We start from the raw sequence: 19,029 nt of genomic DNA, 5'->3' as shown, positions 1-19,029 counted from the left end.
TTATGATTGAAGCAGTACCTGATGCGGCAGCCACCTCGGCTGCCGCTGACGTTTTCAGAATCGCCCTTGGGGTCGAGTATAAAGGTTCACGTTATCGTGGCTTCCAACGCCAGCGAGACGGTGTTCCGTCAATACAACTGTCCCTTGAGAACGCATTGAGTAAGGTAGCGGGAGGGCACCCTGTGGTGCTCAGTTGTGCCGGCAGAACTGATGCGCTTGTTCATGCATGCGCCCAGGTAGTGCATTTCGACACTCCGGTCGATCGCTCTATGCACGCGTGGGTCATGGGCGCCAACATGAATCTTCCAGGTGATATAAGCGTAACCTGGGCCAAACAAATGCCGAAAAGTTTCGATGCGCGTTTTAGCGCCATGGCTCGCCGCTATCGCTACGTGATCTACAACGATCAGATCCGACCCGCCCATCTCGCTGAAGAGGTGACCTGGAATCACCGACCGCTCGATGTTGCACGCATGCGCGAAGCTGCCAAGGCGTTTGTCGGTACTCATGACTTCAGTGCGTTTCGCGCACGCCAGTGCCAGGCGAAATCTCCGATCAAGACTATCCACCATCTCGAACTACTCGAGAACGGCAGGCTGGTCGTGATAGACGTGCGAGCCAATGCCTTTCTGCACCATATGGTCCGCAACTTCGCAGGAGTCCTTATGACCATTGGGGCCGGCGAGAGGCCAGTGGAGTGGGCGCGTGAGGTGCTGGAGTCACGGGTGCGGCGTACCGGAGGGGTAACGGCGCATCCCTACGGGCTGTATCTCGTACAGGTGGATTACCCCGAGCAGTTCCAGCTGCCGGAGCGCTATCTAGGGCCGCATTTTCTATCCGGACTTCCGGATGTGCGTAACTACACGAGCTGATCAATCGCGCTGCCGCGCTCATGGTGCTTACGAGTCCAGCATTGGGCTCATACGATGATGCGGGTTGCAGCTTGCGATGCTTTTGTTACCATCCGGAATCCTCTATCTCAGGTACCAGCCCCTTGCCTATCGTTCGTAGCAAGATATGTGGAATCACCCGCGTAGAGGATGCGCTTGTAGCGGCTGAAGCCGGCGCGGATGCGATCGGTCTGGTGTTCTATCCCAAAAGTCCTCGAGCGGTAAGCATCGCCCAGGCGCGCGCAATCATTTCGGCACTGCCGCCCTTTATCACTACCGTCGGGCTTTTCGTAAACGCATCGCGCTGTGAACTCTTCGAAACGCTTGATGCAGTCCCGTTGGACGTATTGCAGTTTCACGGTGACGAAACGCCTGCGGATTGCGAAGGTTTCCATCGCCCCTGGTTCAAGGCGCTCAGGGTCAAGCCGGGTGAGGACATCAGGCTGCTGGCTGACCGCTATTCAGGGGCCAGTGCACTTCTGCTCGACACATATGTGGCTGGTACTCCAGGCGGGACCGGCGAGGTCTTCGACTGGTCGTTGATTCCTTCGGATTTGTCAAAACCATTGATCCTTGCCGGCGGGCTGACTTGCCAGAATATTCAGCAGGCCCTGGCTCAAGTACAGCCATACGCTGTTGATGTAAGTGGAGGGGTGGAATTGAGCAAGGGCATCAAGGACGCCGATAACGTAAGGAAATTCGTCCAGTTAGTACGAGCGGCAATGTGACGAACCCATGAGCGTTGCCGTCCAGTTACCATTCGCTGGATTGGCGGCACACCAATGATCTGCTGTTGTATAAGCAGCCGATCAGGTTTCAGCGACAGCGCTCCAACCGGGCGTATCGCCTACGCGGCCCAGCGAGACAACAAGAAGCTGGTCGCAACGATGAATTTTGCCGGTGCGTGCAATCGCAACGCGCCGGACTGACAAGCTGTGGAGAATAAAAGCATGAGCAACTGGCTGGTAGACAAGCTGATCCCTTCGATCATGCGTTCGGAAACGCAGAAAAGCTCAGTACCAGAAGGCTTGTGGCACAAATGTCCTTCTTGTGAGGCGGTGCTTTATCGGCCAGAGCTGGAGAAGACGCTGGATGTCTGCCCGAAATGTCAGCATCACATGCGTATCGATGCGCGCACTCGCCTGGACATCTTCCTCGACAAGGAGGGACGCGAGGAAATAGGTGCCGATCTTGAGCCTGTTGATCGTCTGAAGTTTCGCGATAGCAAGAAGTACAAAGACCGCCTTTCCGCTGCGCAAAAGCAGACAGGAGAGAAGGATGCACTGATTGCAATGAGTGGAACCCTCATGCATATGCCAGTTGTAGCCTGTGCATTCGAGTTTTCGTTCATGGGGGGGTCAATGGGGGCCATCGTTGGCGAGCGCTTCGTTCGCGCAGCCAATGCTGCACTGGAGCAGCGGTGTCCCTTGGTATGTTTCGCGGCTTCCGGTGGTGCCCGGATGCAAGAAGCCCTGATATCGCTAATGCAAATGGCCAAGACTTCTGCAGTCTTGGCGCGTATGCGTGAAGAAGGGCTGCCGTTCATATCCGTGCTGACTGATCCTGTTTACGGCGGGGTATCGGCAAGTCTTGCGATGCTTGGTGATGTCATCGTCGCTGAGCCCAAGGCCCTGATCGGCTTCGCAGGACCACGTGTGATCGAGCAAACCGTTCGAGAAAAGCTGCCTGAAGGTTTCCAGCGCAGCGAGTTCCTGCTTGATCACGGCGCGATCGATCTTATCGTCCCACGATCCGAGCTGCGGTCTCGTCTGTCACGACTACTGGCTCAGCTGCAGCAAATGCCTACTCCTGCAGAACCTGCTCTGGTGACGGCTGACGCATGAGCCGACGGAATCTGCAGGATTGGCTCGGTTACCTCGAGCATCTGCATCCCGTCGCGATTGATATGGGCCTGGATCGCTGTCGTGAAGTGGCGTCCAGGCTTGGCCTGACGCGTCCGGCTCGTCAGGTCGTAACTGTCACCGGTACCAATGGAAAGGGCTCAACCTGCGCCTTCATCGCCCAGATGCTAATAGGTCAGGGAAAAAAAGTGGGCGTCTATAGCTCACCGCATCTGTTGCGCTACAACGAGCGTGTTCGGCTGAACGGAGTGGATGCGACTGACGAGGCGCTGTGTGAGGCCTTTGAGGCTGTTGAGTCCGCACGCGCCTCTGTTTCGCTGACCTATTTCGAAATGGGCACCCTTGCTGCCCTATGGCTTTTCGAGCGTGAAGGTCTCGATGCGGTTGTGTTGGAGGTCGGCCTGGGTGGTCGTCTCGACGCCGTCAACCTCGTTGATGCGGATGTTGCGGTGGTCACCAACATCGGCCTGGATCACGCCGAGTGGCTGGGATCGACCCGCGAAAGTGTTGCGCTTGAAAAAGCCGGAATATTTCGCTCCGGCCAGCCCGCTGTCTGCGGCGACTGCGATCCGCCAGAAACGATGCTGGAGAAAGCAGCTCAGTCCGCTGTGCCGCTGTTGGTCCGTGGGCGGGATTTCGACTTGGTTAGAGGGGATGCATGCTGGCAGTGGTCTGGTAAGGATAGGTCGGGCAGCCTGCTCGACCTACGAAACCTTCCCATGCTCTCTTTACCCTTGGAAAACGCGGCTGTAGCGCTGCAGGCCTTCGCCTTACTCGAACCCTTGTGGCAACCGGAACTGCTCATCGATGCACTGAGGAGCACCCGGATTACAGGGCGCCTGGATCGGTACTCCATCCGCTGGCGTGAGCGGAATCTCTCCGTACTGCTCGACGTCGGGCATAACCCACACGCCGCCGCTTACCTCGCTCGTCATCTTGACGTACGGCCTAAATCAGGTCGCCGATTGGCGGTGTTCGGTTTGCTGGCTGACAAGGATTTGTCGGGCGTAATAGACGAACTGGTGCCCATCATCGACGGCTGGGCGGTCGCACCGCTGGCTACTGCTCGATCACGCAACGCAGACGAATTGAGATCAGCATTGATAGATCGGCGTGCGCCGGTCACTATCTACCCCAACATAGCTCAGGCGCTCGAGGAGCAGTGCAATCTGGCTTCTGAGATGGATGAGATACTGGTTTTCGGATCTTTCTATTGTGTAGCCGAAGCGCTGGCCTGGTTGGATCGGCAAGCAAAGAGTGGAGGGGATGGTTTTGGTGGATAGGGGATTGTTGCAGCGTATCGTTGGCGCGCTAGTACTTGTTGCCCTGGCGGTAATATTTGTTCCTATGCTTTTCAATCGTGAGGATGCCGGTCAGCAAGTTGCTGTAGACGCACCACCTATGCCTGCGACGCCTGCTGCGCCCGTAATCGAGACTGAGCCCGTAGCTGTGCCTGAGCCAGAGGCAGAGCCTTTTCCTGAGGAGTTCGAAATCGTCGAGGAGGGGCCTGCTACCGAAGCTGATGCGCCTGCTGCGCCGATTGAACCGGCGCCGGCGGTGGTCGAGCCGCTTCCTTCGACTGAGCCGACGACCAAGCAAGCCCCTGTAGCTGCTCCGCCGGCACCGTCGGAGCCGAGATTGGATGCATCGAATCTTCCTGTTAGCTGGTCAGTCCAATTGGCTAGCCTGTCCAGTCGCGAGAACGCTGACAAGTTGCAGCAGACGCTGCGCTCACAGGGATATAACGCCTATATTCGCACTGCGGACGGCATGAATCGCGTGTTCGTCGGACCTTTGGTGGAACGTGCGGAAGCCAATCGCCTGCGGGATCAGCTACAGCGCCAGCAAAAACTGAACGGTTTCGTCGTACGCTTCAAGCCCGAGGGAAGCTGATCAGCCGAGTTGCCAGGCAAGACCAGATAATCGACTTCCGGCTGGAGTACGCTCGCAGTGCTTACTCCGTGGCAGGCGCTCTGCTAAAATGCGCCGCCTTTCTCATCTGCAGGACACCCTGTGACGTTCACTTGGGTCGATTGGGCGTTTATCGCCGTTGTAGTCATTTCCAGCCTGATCAGCTTGAGACGCGGCTTCGTCAAAGAAGCACTTTCTCTGCTGACGTGGATCGTCGCGGGCGTCGTCGCATGGATGTTTGGCGGCGCTCTGTCTCATTATCTAGCTGAATTCATCAGCACACCTTCCTTTCAAGTCATCGCGGCATGCGTGATTCTTTTCGTCGTGACCTTGCTGGTCGGGGCGTTGATCAACTTCCTCATCGGGGAGTTGGTTCGGGTGACCGGCCTTTCCGGCACTGATCGCTTTCTAGGGATGGTATTTGGTGCGGCTCGTGGCGGGCTGTTGATTGTGGTCCTGGTTGGCTTGCTCAGTCTGGCTCCAGTTCAGCAGGACCCCTGGTGGCGAGAGTCCGCATTGCTTCCGCATTTTCTGTTGGTTGCCGATTGGTCGAAGAATCTGATTCTCGGGTTCGGAAACCAGTGGGTGGTCGGCTCGCTCGGCACATCAAGCTGAGGCGAGCAAACTCTAAAACGGGGATGTCAGGCGACAGTCTGCGTAGTCTCCGGATCAGCCTGTAACAACTGAGAGGTTCCTTGCATGTGTGGCATTGTCGGCATTGTCGGTAAGTCGAACGTCAATCAGGCGTTGTATGACGCGCTCACCGTATTGCAACACCGTGGGCAGGACGCAGCCGGAATCGTGACCAGTGATAGCGGTAAGCTGTTCCTGCGCAAGGACAACGGGCTGGTTCGGGACGTCTTCCAGCAACGTCACATGCAGCGCTTGGTTGGCAATATGGGCATCGGCCATGTTCGCTACCCCACCGCAGGCAGTTCGAGCTCCGCCGAGGCGCAGCCGTTCTACGTGAATTCGCCCTATGGCATTACGCTGGCACACAACGGCAACCTTACCAATGTCGATCAGCTGACCAAGGAGATCTACGAGTCGGACCTGCGTCATGTGAACACCAATTCCGATTCTGAGGTGCTCCTCAATGTGTTCGCCCACGAGCTGGCCGTCAGGGGCAAGCTGCAGCCGACCGAGGAGGACGTCTTTGCTGCAGTAACCAAGGTCCACGAGCGCTGCGTAGGCGGCTATGCGGTGGTTGCGATGGTGACTGGCTATGGAATCGTCGGATTTCGGGATCCTCATGCGATCCGTCCGATCGTGTTCGGACAACGGCATACCGATCAAGGTGTGGAGTACATGATCGCCTCCGAGAGCGTCGCCCTGGACGTTCTGGGCTTCTCGCTGATCCGAGATCTGGCGCCTGGTGAGGCGGTCTACATTACAGCGGACGGCAAGCTGCACACTCGTCAGTGTGCCCAGAATCCCCACTATGCACCTTGCATCTTCGAGCACGTCTACCTGGCGCGGTCGGACTCCTTGATGGATGGCGTTTCGGTCTACAAGGCTCGCTTGCGTATGGGTGAGAAGCTTGCTGACAAGATTCTTCGTGAGCGGCCAGATCATGACATTGACGTGGTCATTCCCATTCCTGACACGAGTCGCACAGCTGCGCTGGAGCTGGCAAACCGTCTGGGTGTGAAGTTTCGGGAAGGCTTCGTCAAGAACCGCTACATCGGGCGGACATTCATCATGCCAGGGCAGGCTGCCCGCAAAAAATCGGTGCGGCAGAAGCTCAATGCCATTGATCTGGAGTTCCGGGGCAAGAACGTCATGCTGGTCGACGATTCCATCGTTCGCGGCACGACCTGCAAGCAGATCATCCAAATGGCACGTGAAGCTGGTGCGAAGAATGTGTACTTCTGCTCCGCAGCACCTGCGGTTCGCTACCCGAACGTGTACGGCATCGACATGCCAAGCGCACACGAACTCATCGCCCACAATCGCAGCACCGAGCAGGTGGCCGAGCTGATCGGCGCCGACTGGCTGGTCTATCAGGATCTGCCCGACCTGATCGAAGCGGTCGGCGGCGGCAAGGTCAAGATAGAGAGTTTCGACTGCGCCGTATTTGATGGTAAATACGTGACGGGCGATATCGATGATGTTTATCTGCACAAGATCGAGCAAGCGCGCAACGACCTGAGCAAAACCAAAGGCGTGGCGGGTAGTGCAATCATCGATCTGTACAACAACTGATCAACCGGGCGGCGTGGCCGTCTCGCCTCACGGTGGAGTGATTATGACAACTGACTGGGACGCTGGGCGGCTGGATAGTGATTTGTCTGGCGTAGGCATGGATACGCTGGCTGTTCGTGCCGGCCAGCATCGCTCGCCCGAAGGTGAGCATGGGGAGCCGCTGTTCTTTACCTCCAGCTACGTCTTCCGCAGTGCAGCTGACGCCGCAGCACGGTTTGCCGGCGAAGTGCCGGGCAACGTGTATTCGCGGTATACCAACCCCACCGTGCGTGCTTTCGAAGAGCGCATTGCTGCAATGGAAGGTGCTGAGCAGGCTGTCGCGACTGCCTCAGGGATGGCCGCCATTTTGGCGATGGTGATGAGCCTGTGCAGTGCAGGTGACCATGTGCTGGTGTCACGCAGCGTTTTTGGCGCAACCGTTTCATTGTTTGAAAAGTACTTGAAGCGCTTCGGCCTCGAGGTTGATTACGTTCCGCTCACGGAGGTGAGCGTATGGGAGCCAGCGTTCAAGGCCAATACCAAGCTGGTTTTCGTCGAGTCTCCGTCGAACCCATTGGCGGAGCTGGTTGATATCGCTGCATTGGCTGATCTGTGCCATGCGAAGGGCGCCATGCTGGCGGTGGACAATTGTTTCTGCACACCGGCATTGCAGCAGCCGCTTGCACTTGGAGCCGACATCGTCATTCATTCGGCGACCAAATACATCGACGGTCAAGGGCGCTGTTTGGGCGGTGTAGTTGCCGGTAGATCCGAGCAAATGAAGGAGGTTGTGGGCTTTCTCCGCACCGCGGGCCCTACGTTGAGCCCGTTCAACGCCTGGGTATTTCTCAAGGGTTTGGAGACCTTGCGGCTACGTATGCAGGCACATTGCGCCAGTGCGCAAATATTGGCTGATTGGCTTGAGCAGCAGTCAGGCGTGGAGAAAGTCTATTACGCCGGTCTGACCAGCCATCCACAGCATGAATTGGCAAAACGTCAGCAGAAAGGGTTCGGTGCAGTGTTGAGTTTCGAAGTGGCGGGCGGAAAAGAGGCCGCGTGGCGCTTCATCGATGCCACTCGCTTGATTTCCATAACGGCCAATCTAGGCGACAGCAAGACCACCATTACTCATCCTGGATCGACTACGCACGGTCGGCTTTCGCCGGAAGACCGTGCAACCGCTGGAATCCAGGATAGCCTGGTTCGCGTAGCGGTCGGTCTAGAAGATGTAGAGGACCTCAAAGCCGATCTTGCTCGAGGGTTGGCTGTGTTGTGAGGTTGTTCAGCTTATAAATCCAGCCGCCGCCTGAAGCTGACAGACACAATGCCTGTATCGTTAGATACGGGCATTGTTGCTTACGGGCGCTGAATATCCGACGCATCGGATTTCTAAGGCCGCAATCAATAATGGCTGCTGAATCGAACCAGACCTGATGTTATTTATTCACCAGGGATGGAGAGAACCATAGAACCCTCGCAGCCATGGTAATCAGGCGATACAGGAGAGCTCAGCTCTCCATTTCCTGTGAAGAGAACAGGCGGCTCGGCGGGCCTAGCCGCCCGCACCATCGAAGTTCACGACGAAACCGTCCAGACGTTGCTCCTGGGACAATTGCTCGCGTAAGCGATTGGCTTCTTGTCTGGCGCCAACGGGGCCAACGAAGACCCGATGCGTACTGCCTGTCACTCTCAGATAGGCGTCGAAGCCTTCATCCCCCAATTTCTGCTGAAGCGCTGTGGCGCTGGCCCGGTTCTGAAAGCTGGCGACTTGCACAGCCCAGCCCGAACGCGCCGGTGCTTGCTCAACAGGCTGCGTACTTGGGGTGAATGTCTGCGGCGCCCGTTGCGTTGCCGGAGCGCTTGGTACTTCCCGGCGCTGAGCCGGTTCGTTGGAACGAAGGTCAATGGCGGGTGCCGGCTGGCCCTGGCCATCGAACAAGCGTTCTGGCGTTGCAGGCAGAATACTCGGGCTATCGGACTCGGTTTCGATAACTCGGATATCGCTATATTTCTTGCCAGACAGCGCTGCCAGACCAGCGCGGTCTCGAATGACTGTCGGCCGGAGGAAGACCATCAGGTTGCGTTTTACATGGCTTTCCCGTGTGGAGCGGAACAGCGCGCCGAGCACGGGAATGTCCCCGAGCAACGGCACTTTGGAGTCGGTGCGAGTAACGTCGTCCTGAATAAGCCCGCCCAATACGATCACCTGGCCATCCTCGGCGAGGATCGTACTTTTGATAGAGCGCTTGTTGGTGACCAGGTCTACGGCCTGTGCCGAGAGGCTCGCTGAAGGCGCGATCGAGGAAATTTCCTGCTCGATCTCCAGGCGCAAAGTGGCGCCGTCATTTATGTGCGGCACTACTTTCAGCGTTACGCCGATATCCTGCCGCTCGATGGTAGTGAATGGATTGCCGGCGCCGGACGAATCGGTCGTATAGCTACCGGTTTGAAACGGAACGTTTTGTCCAACCAGAATCTCCGCCTCCTGATTGTCCAGTGTGAGCAGGCTTGGAGTGGAAAGCAGGTTGCTCTTGCTGTTGGCCGAAAGGGCAGTGATCAACGCGCCAAAACTGCGGGTGCCGACCCCGATGATCGCGCCATCCGGTAGCTCGGATGGAATAGTGTTCTCGCTGATAGCGTTGAGCACGCTGCCGATGGAAATACCCGCGTTGCCAAAGTTGACACCGCCCGCGCCACCCGTTCCGCCGCGAGCGTCTACCGCCCACTGCACGCCAAGCGCGTCGGTGATATCGCCCGATACTTCGACGATTGCTGCCTCAACCATTACTTGCGCGCGCGGAACATCGAGCTGGCGAACAATTGACTCCAGGGTGCCAATCAGTTCGGGCTCAGCGAGCATCACCAAAGCGTTGAGGCTCTCGTCAGCGCGGATCAGGATGTTCTGCTGTCGGCCACTCTGTGCCTCACCATCGGCTGGCGTAGCCAGGCCTTCGGAAATGTCGCCCAGGGTCTCTGCCAAGGACTTGGCGTCGTTGTGGCGTAGCCGAATGACCCGTGTATTGGCCGAGCGGGTGCTTGGCGTATCCAGTGTCTTGGCGAGATTGGCAAGCTTCTGACGAGCTTGCTGCGGACCGGTGAAAATCAATCGATTGGTACGTGAGTCGGCGATGATCTGAGCACCTGCCGTATCGCGTGCTTCGCCACGCGCCAGGGTATTGCGTAACACTTCAGCGATGTCTACGGCCCAACCATATTGCAGGTTCACGACACTGTGATCGCCCGTTTGGGCTCGATCGAGCTGGCGTACCAGATCCTCGATGCGTGCAATGTTCGCACTACGGTCACTGATGATCAGTGCGTTGGCAGAGCTTACGGCCGCAAGATGCCCATATTGTGGAACCAGAGGACGTATCAAAGGGATCAGTTCAGTCGCGCTGGTGTGCTGAACTTGAATCACCCGAGTTTCCAGAAGGTCGCCACCCGTTGGCCCGCCACCCGCCTCGGATTTCGCTTCGGCATTGGGCACGATACGCGCGACTTCACCTTGGGTAAGGACACTGTAGCCATGGGTTGCCATGACGGACAGGAACAGTTGGTACACCTCTGAGAGTGAGAGTGTGGTTGAGGACACTACACTGACCTGTCCCTTTACCCGGGGGTCGACAATGAAAGTTTGTCCAGTCAGCTGGCTGATCTGATCGACAAATGCGCGGATGTCGGCATCCTTGAGATTGATTGTCCAGCCGTCTTGCTGGGTTCCACTTGGCTCGATTCCAGGGTCGGCCGCAAGGGCGGGCAGGGGAGCGGCAAGCAGACCGGCTGCGATCAATACAATGAGCGGGCGGGAGGAAAAAGGCAGCATCGGTCAGTCGTCTTCCGTGGGCTGTTCATCGGAGGGCATGTTGTCGGAAGGGGCGGTCGTTCCTTCCATTTGTTGGCGAAGCGCTTCCATCTGCTGCTGAAGCATCTCCGCTTGCGGGTCTGAGTATTCCATGTCCGCAGATTCACTGTAGTCCGGCAGGTTGTCCTGGATCGCCGAGGCGGAGCGCACGCTGGGGAAATGCAACGTTTCGATGCGCCCGCCGCGCGCTATTTCTACCCGATCAGGATGAACGCTGTGCAGGCGCAGGCCAGTATCCAATTGCTGTTCGATCTGAAAGAGCTGAGGAGGCGAGCCGCTCACCTGGATAATTGCTTTCGATTTGGCCGGGTCGGCATGGACGAAGCTGCCTAGTAGGGTGAGGTTAGAACTTGATTCGCCCGCCGCATAGTTTTGGCTGGAAGATGCTGGGCTGCCGAAGAGGCCCTCCATGCGTTGCAAGTCAGGCGCAACGCCGGCCGGCTGGGCATTATCTGCAGATGCGGCAGGCGCAGGTTGAGTCAATTGCATCCAAGCGCCGATTTGCCCGGCAAGATAAAAGCCGAAAAGCACAACTATGGCTGCGCTGAGGATCAGTGGCGCATGCTGGCGGACTTTCTGCAACGCTGCGGGGGAAGCCAAGCTAGGCACTCCGTGTGGCCAAATTATGATGGTCGTATCGCCATGTTGCGCAAGGCATTTGAGAACAATAGGCGACCTGTGCAGTTTAGACCTGGACCATGACAAAGAAGCACCTGAATATACCAGTGCAAATGACTGTTTTTGCGGCAAAAGGTGCCCGGCGGACTGCCGGTCCTGTCATTGATTTCAACTGGCCGCTATTTTTTTCACAAAAATGTCGTTGACCTGTTGACTTGGTTCAGGGGGATGCGTAAATTTCGCGCCTCGCAAGGCGACGAGCTAACTGGAAACAATTAGCTGCTGCAAATCGCAGGCCTTGCGAATCGGACGAAAGTCCGGCCGACGCGCAGCGGTAGTTCAGTCGGTTAGAATACCGGCCTGTCACGCCGGGGGTCGCGGGTTCGAGTCCCGTCCGCTGCGCCACACATTTTCCTTTGATTCAATTCGAAGGAGCTTCGAGAAAGCGGCCAACGGCCGCTTTTTTCGTTTCAGCACTTCCTGATTACCCCTCCGCTTCTCTTCCTGGTCGTTTGGCCCACGACATCATGGCGCTTGTTTGCGCTCAGTCGATTTTCATAAACCTATACAAAAACTGATCGAGACGATGCTGTATCGGCGTCTCTCGCATTCGCTGCGGGTTGAGTAGGCCTGTTCTCGACTGTTTATCTGAATTCCCCCGGCAAACTTGTACAACATAATGTCATTGTGACATTATCTGTATAAGTTGCGGCGGGCGGACATATCTGGTCCTGCAATCGCTACTGCACTGGCTGCGTCGCAGCGAGGCTCCGGAGATAGGATCAATGAACAATCAGATGTCAGTATCAAAGCGCTTAGGTCTGGGTTTCTTTGTCATCCTGGCGATGATGGTAGTGGTCGCAATGGTCAGTGCGTTCAAGGTCGACGTCATCGATCGGACTATGAACAGCATCAGTACTCAGGCGGGGCAGAAGCAGCGTTACGCGATTAACTTCAGAGGCAGCGTGCATGACCGTGCGATTGCAGTACGCGATGCCGTGAGTGCTGCCGACGTTACGCTCGCCCGCAGCCAAGTCGCGGAAATTGAACGTCTTGCGAAGCTTTATGCCGACTCTGCAATACTGATGAAGGCCATGCTTGCCCAGCCCTCTGCCGACTCAGAGGAGCAGCGGTTGATGGCGCAGATCGATGCCATTGAGACGAAGACCAACGATCTGACACGTCAAGTGGTCGAGCTGCGCTTCGCCCAAGGCTCGGAACGGGCACATGCCTTCCTTCTGGAAAATGTCGCTGGGGCCTATACCGAGTGGCTGCGGCTGATCAATGCGTTCATCGACCATCAGGAGCGTGGAATCAACGAAGATGTGGCGGTCGTGCGTGATACTGCGAGCGGATTTCTTACGCTCATCATTGCGGTTACTGGCGCTGCCGTTCTTTTGGGCGCCCTGATCGCGGTGCTGATCATCCGCAAGCTGCGTTCGACCCTTGGAGCTGAGCCCGATGAGGTAGCGCGTGTCATCGGTAACCTCGCTGACGGCGACCTGACTCAGGTCATTGCCACCGACTACCCAGACAGCGTCATGGGGGCTACCGCGAAGATGGCCAGCCGCTTGACCGGTATCATTACTGAGGTGCGTACCGCTGCGGATGGGCTGGGCACTGCCTCGGGGGAGCTGCTCACTTCCTCGGCCAACAGCAATCAGCAGATCCAACATCAGTCTGCGGAAGCCGAGCAGGTTGCGACCGCTATCAATCAGATGGCAGCGACAGTCAGCGAAGTCGCGAGTTTTGCCGCTCGTGCAGCTACCGCAGCGAAGAGCGCTGAGGAGCAGGTCGAAGCAGGTAATCGCGTAGTGGGTGCAACGGCTATTTCGATCCACGAACTTGCCAGGGTGCTTGAGCAAGCTACCAAGACTGTGAGCCGTGTCTCTGAGGAAAGCGGCAATATCGAGAAGATCCTGCAGGTCATTACAGCTATCGCTGAACAGACCAACCTGCTCGCGTTGAATGCCGCTATCGAGGCGGCACGCGCTGGAGAACATGGGCGCGGATTCGCGGTAGTCGCCGACGAGGTGCGCTCACTCGCCAATCGTACTCAGCAGTCTTCCAGAGAGATCAGCGAAATGATCGCGTCGTTGCAAGCCGGCGCTGGCAGGGCGGTTGATGTCATGCAGTCAAGCAAGCGAATGGCTCAGAAAACCGTTGAGCAAACCCTGGAGGCTGAAAACGCTTTGGCGATGATCCGGCAGGAGGTTGGCTCAATCAACGAAATGAATGCTCAGATCGCAACGGCCTCCGAAGAGCAGAGCGCAGTGGCAGAGGAGGTCAATCAAAGCGTGACGCGTATCCATGATTCAGCGGTAACGAGCTCCGCTGCCGCTAATCAGGTCGCCGCCTCCAGCCGAGATCTAACCGCGCTCGCTCACGAGCTGAACCGGAAAGTCGGTTACTTTCGCAGCTGATACACCCGTCTTCATCATCGAGCCCGGCAGGCAGTAAGCTTGACTGGCTCGGTAGCTGAAAATGATGGTCGCATAACGAAGCACCGCATGATGTTGAGCTGGGCTGTCGTGCAACCTTGAATAACTACTCTGCCTGCCATCTGTAAGGTTTGCTGCCTGGCCGAAGCGATTTGTTAAAGCTGCCTGCGTCATCCTGTAGCGGCTGCCCGCTGCACCCTTGGGTTATCTTGCTGTCAGTAATGCGTGACTTAATGACAAGCCAGGTGCAGGCGCTAACAGACGAGGGGTTGTTAATGTTCGGTTTGGAAGCTCTCGAGCTTGCGCGGATCCAATTCGCTTTTACCATTTCCTTTCACATCATCTTTCCGGCGATCACCATCGGCCTGGCGAGCTTTCTCGCTGTGCTGGAAGGGTTGTGGCTAAAGACCAAGCGTCAGGTTTATCGCGATCTCTATCACTTCTGGTTGAAGATCTTTGCGGTCAACTTCGGCATGGGTGTGGTCTCCGGAATTGTCATGGCCTACCAGTTCGGTACCAACTGGAGCGCATTTTCCGAGTTTGCGGGCAGCGTGACAGGCCCCCTGCTGGCGTACGAAGTTCTAACCGCCTTCTTCCTTGAGGCCGGTTTTCTGGGCGTCATGTTGTTTGGTTGGAACCGTGTTGGTCCAGGATTGCACTTTTTCTCGACCTTGATGGTGGCAGTCGGAACCTTGATTTCGACGTTCTGGATCCTTGCATCCAACAGCTGGATGCATACGCCACAGGGCCACGAGATCATTGATGGGATTGTGGTGCCGGTCGATTGGTTTGCCATCGTGTTCAACCCATCTTTCCCTTACCGTCTGACTCACATGGCAATTGCTGCCTTCCTCGCGACGGCATTCATGGTCGGCGCTTCAGCTGCTTGGCATTTGCTCCGTGGGAATGACAACCCTGCCGTTCGAAAGATGCTTTCAATGGCGATGTGGATGGCACTGATAGTGGCGCCGCTTCAAGCAGTAGTCGGTGACTTCCACGGCCTGAATACTCTGGAGCATCAGCCTGCAAAGATTGCCGCGATGGAAGGGCATTGGGACAACTCCTCGGGTGAGCCTACGCCGCTGATACTTTTCGGCTGGCCTGACATGGAGCGTGAGGAAACTCGTTACAAGATCGAGATCCCTTACCTTGGAAGTCTTATCCTCAAGCACAGCCTGACTGAGCCCATTCCGGCTCTGAAAGATTTCCCGCCTGAGGACAGGCCCAATTCAACCATCGTGTTCTGGACGTTCCGGATCATGGTTGCGCTTGGATTCCTGATGATTTTTACCGGTCTCTGGAGCCTTTGGCTAAGGCGTGGAGGCAATCTTTTCACTTCGCGACCGTTCCTGAGTCTGGCATTGGTCATGGGGCCTTCGGGCATCATCGCGATTCTGGCAGGCTGGTTCACAACTGAAATCGGCCGTCAGCCTTGGGTGATCTACGGCCTGATGCGCACCTCGGACGCTGTTTCGAATCACGGTGCTGGCCAGCTGGGGCTGACGCTCGCGATGTTCGTACTCATCTACTTCGCGGTGTTTGGCATTGGCTTCGTATACGTGTTGCGGTTGATAGCCAAGGGGCCCGTGATTAACGAGGGTAATGAGAAGGGTGCAGGCGGGCCTGGTGAGAAACGTACGCCCATGCGGCCGCTTTCGGCCGCCGACGAGGCAATGCCCCATGACCATGGCGATCAACTGGGCGAGAGGAATTGAATATGGGTGTTGATCTTTCGCTGATCTGGGCCGTCATCATCATCTTCGGCATCATGATGTACGTCGTAATGGACGGCTTTGACCTGGGTATCGGCATTCTCTTCCCGTTTCTGGCCGATACGTCCGAGCGCGACGTTGCGATGAATACTGTTGCGCCTATCTGGGACGGCAACGAAACCTGGCTGGTGCTGGGGGGGGCGGGTCTTTTTGCCGCCTTCCCATTGGCCTATTCAGTCATTCTGTCTGCCTTGTACTTGCCCATCATCTTCATGTTGATGGGGCTGATCTTCAGAGGCGTAGCGTTCGAGTTCCGCTTCAAGGCCAGCGTTGCGCGTCAGCACATCTGGGATAAAGCCTTCGTCGGCGGTTCGCTAGCCGCGACCTTCTTCCAAGGCGTGGCGCTGGGAGCCTTCATCCACGGATTTCCGGTCGTTGACCGTGCTTACGCCGGCGGACCGCTGGACTGGCTGACGCCGTTCTCGGTCTTCTGCGGGCTCGCCCTGATCGTCGCTTATGCCTTGCTGGGATGCACCTGGCTGATCATGAAAACCGCTGGGGACCTGCAAAAGCGCATGCACGACATCGGCATCCCATTGGTATGGGCAGTGCTGGCGGTGACCGGCATCGTAAGCATCTGGACACCGTTGACGCACCCTGATATTGCCGAGCGCTGGTTCAGCACGCCAAACCTGTTCCTGTTCATGCCGGTACCGATTCTGGTCATCATATGTACTGTTGGCTTGCTCCGGTCGATCGCCCGTTATGCTCACTACTCGCCGTTCCTTTTTACCCTGGCACTGATCTTCCTTGGCTACAGCGGCCTGGGCATCAGTCTATGGCCAAACATCATTCCACCATCGGTCAGTATCTGGGAGGCGGCCGCGCCACCTCAAAGTCAGGGGTTCACTCTGGTCGGGGCACTGCTGATCATTCCACTGATTCTGATGTATACCGCGTGGAGCTATTACGTCTTTCGCGGCAAGGTCAGCGCAGAAGATGGCTACCACTGAGCCGTCTTCGCCATGGAGCCCTTTATGTCTGAAGAGCACGAAAGCAGTGCATCCAATACCAAGCCGCTGTGGAAACGCATGACTTGGCTAGTGTTTATCTGGTCTGCCAGTGTGCTGGCCCTGGGTGTGATCGCCTGGCTTCTTCGCCAGTTCATGACTGCCGCCGGGCTCGCTGCCCCATAGCCTCGGGAGGCCCTGGAATGCAGCACCTGGCACTGCGGCGTTTGGGCGCGTTGTGCTAGATCGAAGCTTGGTTTATCAAGGTTTTATCGCAATTGGCGCAGCGGGTCATGTTTTCTTCATGTGACCGAGTTAGCGTTCTTGGCATGGACCTTGTTTACCCTCGGTAGACCACAACATGAGGTACTTTCCCATGGATGAGTATCAAGACGAAATTCTCGAATGGCATGCCGCCGAACACGACTGCCCAGAACCTGCTGAAGACGCTTTCGAGCTTTAGTCGATCAATCGACCCGGCGCTGCGCTCTTCGATAGTCGCCGGGTGTTGAGTGATTCCAACGTTTGAAGGCGCGTTGAAATGCCTCTGCTGATGAGAAGCCCAGCAGCCAGGCGATTTCACCGAAGGCCAGTTCCGTATCTCGAATGTACGCGGTAGCCAGGTCGCGTCGAGTGTCGTTGAGAATCGTGCGGTAGCTGGTGCCTTCTTCAGTCAACTTGCGGCGCAAAGTCCAGGGAGGCAGCTGCAGTTTTGCAGCAATCTGCGTCAAGTCCGGCTCTTGCCCTTTGAGCAACGGGCCGAGCAGCTGGGTAACGCGCTCGCTTAGCCTATGTGTGCGGGTTCGCTGTTGCAGCTCCGCCTCACACAGTTCCAGCAATTGCCTCCACGTACCGGGACAGTGCTCCGGATTCCGTAGTGCCAGTGTGGCCTGGTTCAGCCTGAGCTGATTGTGCTCGGCGCCGAACTCCGGGGCTCGTTCGAAGACTGTCTCATAGCATGGCGCGTATTCGGGCCGGTCGAACTCGATCTGGACCGTGGCTGGATACAGCGGCTGAGCGGCGATAGCGCTCAACTGGGTGATCCAGCTGGCAAGCACCGTGTCTACTACGAACCGGTTATAGCTGTTGTAGGGGCTGATCGAATAGAACCGCAACCAAGCGCCATGGGCATCTTCAAGAAAGCTCGAGGCACCCCGGTAATTGGTTGCATACAGGGGCTCGAAGCGGATCAGGGTGCGAGCCGCCTCCCGTACTGTAGGGGCTTGGGCGGACGTCACGCCAACCAGACCCATATGGCCGGATTTGCGCAGTCGGCCCATTTCCAAGCCCAAACTTGGTTCGCCCGTCAGTTGGATTGCCGCGTGCCCAAGCCGCATATAGCGAGGTATGGACAGCCTGGCATGCGGCTCTGAAAGCCTAGCGAGATCGAGACCATAGCCTTCCAGAAGCGGGTGCGGGTCGATCTGGCGCTGCAACAGCGCACTGCTCAGGCTATGCACGAACCCAACCGATAGGTCGCCGAGGCGCACCCGCTGTCGAGTCATGGTCGCTCCGGCAACCAAAGGTTGTGCAGTCGAACCGGCGTGGTGTGGTGGTGATGCATCGGCCGGTGTGGCGATCCAATCAGATTCCATGGCAGTCCGAGCGTGCGCACCTCTACCCGCGGCAGACCCGAGACCAGCGTCTCAGCCCCGCATGCACTCGCTGGATCGTCGGGTGCGCCTACGATGGCGAGCAATTCTGCGTCGGGTGGGGGTGTAAGGCGGTAGCCATCACAGCCAATCATCACCGCTAACCGGCCAGCTGGCGTGGCTACCGCCAAAGGAGGCGATTGGATTGGAACGCTATAGCGGCGTTCGTAGTTGTTGAGCGTTGATTTGTAGTGCAGTGATCCAAACGGTTCGCCGCCAGGGCCAAAGCCAAGGCTGATCTGACGGAGAGAACCCTTTCGTGTTTTCAGTCGACCGTCCTCTAGACGAGGCTCGGGTAGAACTATGGTGCCTGCGACAAGCGTGATGCCGTATTCACGAGCGAGGTTGCCAAATATGAGCTGGTAATCCTCAGCCATTTGCTCACCCTTGAACCTCAGAGCCGCCTCTGTACGGCGGTCATCTCCCTTATTGCCCCGTAAAGCCCGTAAATAGTCCCAGGGATTGCTCAGCGCCATCCACTGCATGGCGTCACGGAGTGTGCGTGCCTGCTGGACCTCTGGTTTCTCACCCAGCGCGAAGAGGCCGGTGCCGACGTGCTCCGGCAGCACTACTACAGTGCGTGGGCTTAGCAGACCAGCATCACGGGCCTGATCAAGATATGTGGTGAACTTGAGGCTAAGACGCTCTCGGCTTTGATAATCGGCAGGCATGAGGCGGGTCTCGATAGCGAGCAGATTCCCGTGCTCACCGGCCTCTCCATGCATTTCGATAGGCAGTGTGCGCAGATCTGATAGCAACGGACCGCTTCGACGGTCAGCCGTCCAGTCCAGATATATGAGGAGGGCGGCCAGCGCGATGAGGATCAAGCCGATGTATTTACTATGGGTGCGCATGACCGAAGCGTAAGAGGATGGAGCTCAAAGACT

Annotated in this window: 16 protein-coding genes and 1 tRNA gene; 13 read left to right on the top strand and 4 right to left on the bottom strand. The window is 57.1% G+C overall.

The window, feature by feature from the left end:
- The first annotated feature begins 2 nt into the window (after window positions 1-2).
- From truA to EA797_RS05510, 8 genes are all read left to right on the top strand, one after another.
- The gene (gene truA / locus EA797_RS05545) at window positions 3-872 is read left to right on the top strand and encodes a tRNA pseudouridine(38-40) synthase TruA (protein ID WP_122164141.1); all 870 of its coding nucleotides are present in this window, start codon (window positions 3-5) and stop codon (window positions 870-872) included.
- Window positions 873-994: 122 nt separating this feature from the next.
- Window positions 995-1,618: a phosphoribosylanthranilate isomerase gene (locus EA797_RS05540; RefSeq protein ID WP_122164140.1), complete on the top strand. Its 624-nt coding sequence runs from the start codon at window positions 995-997 to the stop codon at window positions 1,616-1,618.
- A gap of 222 nt (window positions 1,619-1,840) precedes the next feature.
- Window positions 1,841-2,734, top strand: coding sequence for an acetyl-CoA carboxylase, carboxyltransferase subunit beta (gene accD / locus EA797_RS05535; protein ID WP_122164139.1), 894 nt, complete (start codon window positions 1,841-1,843; stop codon window positions 2,732-2,734).
- Window positions 2,731-4,035: a bifunctional tetrahydrofolate synthase/dihydrofolate synthase gene (gene folC / locus EA797_RS05530; protein ID WP_122164138.1), complete on the top strand. Its 1,305-nt coding sequence runs from the start codon at window positions 2,731-2,733 to the stop codon at window positions 4,033-4,035. Before accD ends, folC begins: the two co-directional genes overlap by 4 nt.
- Entirely contained in the window at window positions 4,019-4,645 is a 627-nt protein-coding gene (locus EA797_RS05525; RefSeq protein ID WP_208644410.1) for an SPOR domain-containing protein, read from the top strand. Before folC ends, EA797_RS05525 begins: the two co-directional genes overlap by 17 nt.
- A gap of 120 nt (window positions 4,646-4,765) precedes the next feature.
- Window positions 4,766-5,278 carry a CvpA family protein gene (locus EA797_RS05520; RefSeq protein WP_122164136.1) on the top strand — a complete coding sequence of 171 codons (513 nt, stop codon included), beginning with the start codon at window positions 4,766-4,768 and terminating at the stop codon, window positions 5,276-5,278.
- A gap of 84 nt (window positions 5,279-5,362) precedes the next feature.
- Window positions 5,363-6,868 (top strand): amidophosphoribosyltransferase, encoded by a 1,506-nt coding sequence (gene purF, locus EA797_RS05515; RefSeq protein WP_122164135.1) that lies wholly within the window; start codon window positions 5,363-5,365, stop codon window positions 6,866-6,868.
- A gap of 43 nt (window positions 6,869-6,911) precedes the next feature.
- Window positions 6,912-8,123: an O-succinylhomoserine sulfhydrylase gene (locus tag EA797_RS05510; RefSeq protein WP_122164134.1), complete on the top strand. Its 1,212-nt coding sequence runs from the start codon at window positions 6,912-6,914 to the stop codon at window positions 8,121-8,123.
- Between the two features lie 276 nt (window positions 8,124-8,399).
- Here the strand turns inward: EA797_RS05510 and gspD are convergent, their stop codons facing one another.
- Window positions 8,400-10,670, bottom strand: a complete 2,271-nt coding sequence (gene gspD, locus EA797_RS05505) for a type II secretion system secretin GspD (protein WP_122164133.1) — start codon at window positions 10,668-10,670, stop codon at window positions 8,400-8,402.
- Between the two features lie 3 nt (window positions 10,671-10,673).
- Window positions 10,674-11,309 carry a type II secretion system protein N gene (locus EA797_RS05500; RefSeq protein WP_122164132.1) on the bottom strand — a complete coding sequence of 212 codons (636 nt, stop codon included), beginning with the start codon at window positions 11,307-11,309 and terminating at the stop codon, window positions 10,674-10,676.
- 346 nt (window positions 11,310-11,655) lie between these two features.
- Here EA797_RS05500 and EA797_RS05495 point away from each other — a divergent pair.
- The 5 genes from EA797_RS05495 to EA797_RS05475 all read left to right on the top strand — a co-directional run bounded on the left by EA797_RS05495 (window position 11,656) and on the right by EA797_RS05475 (window position 16,676).
- Window positions 11,656-11,732, top strand: a tRNA-Asp gene (locus EA797_RS05495).
- Between the two features lie 380 nt (window positions 11,733-12,112).
- Entirely contained in the window at window positions 12,113-13,750 is a 1,638-nt protein-coding gene (locus EA797_RS05490) for a methyl-accepting chemotaxis protein (RefSeq protein WP_122164131.1), read from the top strand.
- Between the two features lie 293 nt (window positions 13,751-14,043).
- Window positions 14,044-15,483, top strand: coding sequence for a cytochrome ubiquinol oxidase subunit I (locus EA797_RS05485; protein WP_122164130.1), 1,440 nt, complete (start codon window positions 14,044-14,046; stop codon window positions 15,481-15,483).
- Window positions 15,484-15,485: 2 nt separating this feature from the next.
- On the top strand, window positions 15,486-16,493 hold the full coding sequence (gene cydB / locus EA797_RS05480; RefSeq protein WP_122164129.1) for a cytochrome d ubiquinol oxidase subunit II: 1,008 nt from the start codon (window positions 15,486-15,488) through the stop codon (window positions 16,491-16,493).
- Window positions 16,494-16,517: 24 nt separating this feature from the next.
- Window positions 16,518-16,676: a DUF2474 domain-containing protein gene (locus EA797_RS05475; RefSeq protein WP_122164128.1), complete on the top strand. Its 159-nt coding sequence runs from the start codon at window positions 16,518-16,520 to the stop codon at window positions 16,674-16,676.
- A 281-nt stretch (window positions 16,677-16,957) separates the two neighbouring features.
- On the opposite strand, the gene EA797_RS05470 is transcribed toward EA797_RS05475, so the two are convergent.
- Together EA797_RS05470 and EA797_RS05465 are read right to left on the bottom strand one after the other, a co-directional pair.
- Entirely contained in the window at window positions 16,958-17,995 is a 1,038-nt protein-coding gene (locus tag EA797_RS05470; protein ID WP_122164127.1) for an AraC family transcriptional regulator, read from the bottom strand.
- Window positions 17,992-18,996: a carbon-nitrogen hydrolase family protein gene (locus tag EA797_RS05465; protein ID WP_122164126.1), complete on the bottom strand. Its 1,005-nt coding sequence runs from the start codon at window positions 18,994-18,996 to the stop codon at window positions 17,992-17,994. Before EA797_RS05465 ends, EA797_RS05470 begins: the two co-directional genes overlap by 4 nt.
- Window positions 18,997-19,029 lie beyond the last annotated feature (33 nt).

The organism is Stutzerimonas zhaodongensis, assembly GCF_003696365.1.
Taxonomy (GTDB): domain Bacteria; phylum Pseudomonadota; class Gammaproteobacteria; order Pseudomonadales; family Pseudomonadaceae; genus Stutzerimonas; species Stutzerimonas zhaodongensis.
The sequence above is the reverse complement of the archived record's forward strand: the minus strand, read 5'-3'. Positions and strand labels throughout refer to the sequence as shown.

Coding starts and splice junctions, on each gene's coding strand:
- truA (WP_122164141.1), top strand. CDS start 3: ATGATTGAAGCAGTACCTGATGCGGCAGCCACCTCGGCTGCCGCTGAC.
- accD (WP_122164139.1), top strand. CDS start 1,841: ATGAGCAACTGGCTGGTAGACAAGCTGATCCCTTCGATCATGCGTTCG.
- folC (WP_122164138.1), top strand. CDS start 2,731: ATGAGCCGACGGAATCTGCAGGATTGGCTCGGTTACCTCGAGCATCTG.
- EA797_RS05525 (WP_208644410.1), top strand. CDS start 4,019: ATGGTTTTGGTGGATAGGGGATTGTTGCAGCGTATCGTTGGCGCGCTA.
- purF (WP_122164135.1), top strand. CDS start 5,363: ATGTGTGGCATTGTCGGCATTGTCGGTAAGTCGAACGTCAATCAGGCG.
- EA797_RS05510 (WP_122164134.1), top strand. CDS start 6,912: ATGACAACTGACTGGGACGCTGGGCGGCTGGATAGTGATTTGTCTGGC.
- gspD (WP_122164133.1), bottom strand. CDS start 10,670: ATGCTGCCTTTTTCCTCCCGCCCGCTCATTGTATTGATCGCAGCCGGT.
- EA797_RS05490 (WP_122164131.1), top strand. CDS start 12,113: ATGAACAATCAGATGTCAGTATCAAAGCGCTTAGGTCTGGGTTTCTTT.
- EA797_RS05485 (WP_122164130.1), top strand. CDS start 14,044: ATGTTCGGTTTGGAAGCTCTCGAGCTTGCGCGGATCCAATTCGCTTTT.
- cydB (WP_122164129.1), top strand. CDS start 15,486: ATGGGTGTTGATCTTTCGCTGATCTGGGCCGTCATCATCATCTTCGGC.
- EA797_RS05475 (WP_122164128.1), top strand. CDS start 16,518: ATGTCTGAAGAGCACGAAAGCAGTGCATCCAATACCAAGCCGCTGTGG.
- EA797_RS05470 (WP_122164127.1), bottom strand. CDS start 17,995: ATGACTCGACAGCGGGTGCGCCTCGGCGACCTATCGGTTGGGTTCGTG.
- EA797_RS05465 (WP_122164126.1), bottom strand. CDS start 18,996: ATGCGCACCCATAGTAAATACATCGGCTTGATCCTCATCGCGCTGGCC.